This window comes from Streptomyces sp. ID05-39B (assembly GCF_033794725.1).
Lineage (GTDB): Bacteria > Actinomycetota > Actinomycetes > Streptomycetales > Streptomycetaceae > Streptomyces > Streptomyces bobili.
Map to the genome: position 1 here is coordinate 1 of NZ_JARGEF010000477.1, position 2,043 is coordinate 2,043.

The following is a 2,043-nucleotide window of genomic DNA, read 5'->3' on the forward strand; positions in this document are numbered from 1 at the left end:
ATCCGGGCCGGCCGTTCGCCCCCCGCCCCCGGCCCGCACGAGCCGGGGGCGGGGGGCGAACGGCCGGCCCGGATGGTCGAGTTGCCCGTCGGCGCCTCCGAGGACCGGCTGGTCGGCGCGCTGGACATCGAGCGGGCGCTGTCGGAGGGCGTGAAGGCCTTCGAGCCCGGCCTGCTCGCCGACGCGCACCGCGGCATCCTGTACGTCGACGAGGTCAACCTCCTCCACGACCACCTGGTCGACCTGCTGCTGGACGCGGCGGCCATGGGCGCGTCGTACGTCGAACGCGAGGGCGTCTCGGTACGGCACGCGTCGAAGTTCCTGCTCGTCGGGACCATGAACCCGGAAGAGGGCGAGCTGCGGCCGCAGTTGCTCGACCGGTTCGGCCTGACCGTCGAGGTCGCCGCCTCGCGCGAGCCCGACCAGCGCGTGGAGGTCGTACGGCGGCGGCTGGCCTACGACGACGATCCGGCCGGTTTCGCCGGGCGGTGGGCGGACGAGGAGGCCTCCGTACGGGCGCGGATCGTGGCGGCGCGCACGTTGCTGCCGTCGGTGCTGCTGGGCGACGGGGCGTTGCGGCAGATCGCGGCGACCTGTGCCGCGTTCGAGGTGGACGGCATGCGGGCAGACATCGTGATGGCGCGGACGGCGACGGCGCTGGCGGCCTGGGCCGGGCGGACCGAGGTGCTCGCGGAGGACGTCCGGCAGGCCGCGCTGCTCGCGCTGCCGCACCGGCGCCGGCGTAATCCCTTCGACGCGCCGGGACTTGACGAGGACAAGCTCGACCAGACGCTGGAGGAGAACTCCGGGGACGGCGACGAAGACCCTGACCCGGACGGGCCCGGCGGCGGTGACGGGGGCGGTGGCGGGCAGCCGCCGTCGGAGGGGCCCGAGGGCGGTGACACGGGAGCGCGTCCCGAGGCCGGGGACAGCGGTGAGCCGCAGACCTCGGGGGGCGGCGCCGGTGAGCGGCAGCCCGCGCCTGCCGCCGAGCCCTTCCGGACGAAGGTGCTGAGCGTGCCGGGCCTCGGCGAGGGTGCGGCCGGGCGGCGCTCGCGGGCGCGGACCGAGCACGGGCGGACCACCGGGGCCCGGCGGCCCCGCGGGACGCTGACCAAGCTGCACCTGGCGGCGACCGTGCAGGCGGCGGCGCCGCACCAGCGGGCGCGTGGGCGCTCCGGGCGTGGTCTCGTCGTGCGCCGGGACGATCTGCGGCAGGCGACGAGGGAGGGGCGCGAGGGGAATCTCGTGCTGTTCGTCGTCGACGCGTCGGGGTCCATGGCGGCGCGGCAGCGGATGGGTGCGGTGAAGGGTGCCGTGCTGTCGTTGCTGCTCGACGCCTATCAGCGGCGGGACAAGGTGGGTCTGGTGACGTTCCGGGGCTCGGCCGCCGAGGTGGCGCTGCCGCCGACCTCGTCCGTGGACGCGGCGGCCGTACGGCTTGAGTCGCTGCCGACCGGAGGGCGTACGCCGCTCGCGGCCGGGCTACTCAGGGCGCACGAGGTGTTGCGGGTGGAGCGGCTGCGGGACCCCGCGCGGCGGGCCCTGGTCGTCGTGGTGACGGACGGGCGCGCGACCGGCGGGCCCGAGCCCGTCGCCCTCGCCGGGCGGGCGGCCCGCCTGTTCGCGACCGGCGGGGTCGCCTCCGTGGTCGTGGACTGCGAGTCGGGGCCGGTACGGCTGGGGCTCGCGGGGCAGCTGGCGGGCGAGCTGGGCGGCACCGCCGTCACGCTGGACGAGCTGCGGGCGGACTCGATCGCCGGGCTGGTCAGGGACGTGCAGGGGACTTCGAGGAGGGCCGCGTAATGCCGCAGGGACAGCCGAGTGTCGTACCGGACGACGGGCTGACGACGCGTCAGCGGCGCAACCGGCCGCTGGTGATCGTGCACACCGGGGTGGGCAAGGGGAAGTCGACCGCGGCGTTCGGGCTCGCTCTGCGGGCCTGGAACCAGGGGTGGCCCATCGGGGTGTTCCAGTTCGTCAAGTCGGCGAAGTGGAAGGTCGGCGAGGAGCGGGCGCTGCGGGTGCTCGGGGACTCGGGGG

The 2,043-nt window shown here is 76.1% G+C and carries 2 protein-coding genes; both read left to right on the forward strand.

Going from position 1 to position 2,043, the window contains the following annotated elements:
• Positions 1 to 1,806: VWA domain-containing protein (locus P1P75_RS41255; RefSeq protein WP_319265118.1), on the forward strand; the 1,806-nt coding region annotated here is incomplete at its 5' end.
• The coding region (locus P1P75_RS41260) for a cob(I)yrinic acid a,c-diamide adenosyltransferase (protein WP_319265121.1) at positions 1,806 to 2,043 on the forward strand (238 nt) is incomplete at its 3' end. The genes P1P75_RS41255 and P1P75_RS41260, both read left to right, overlap by 1 nt.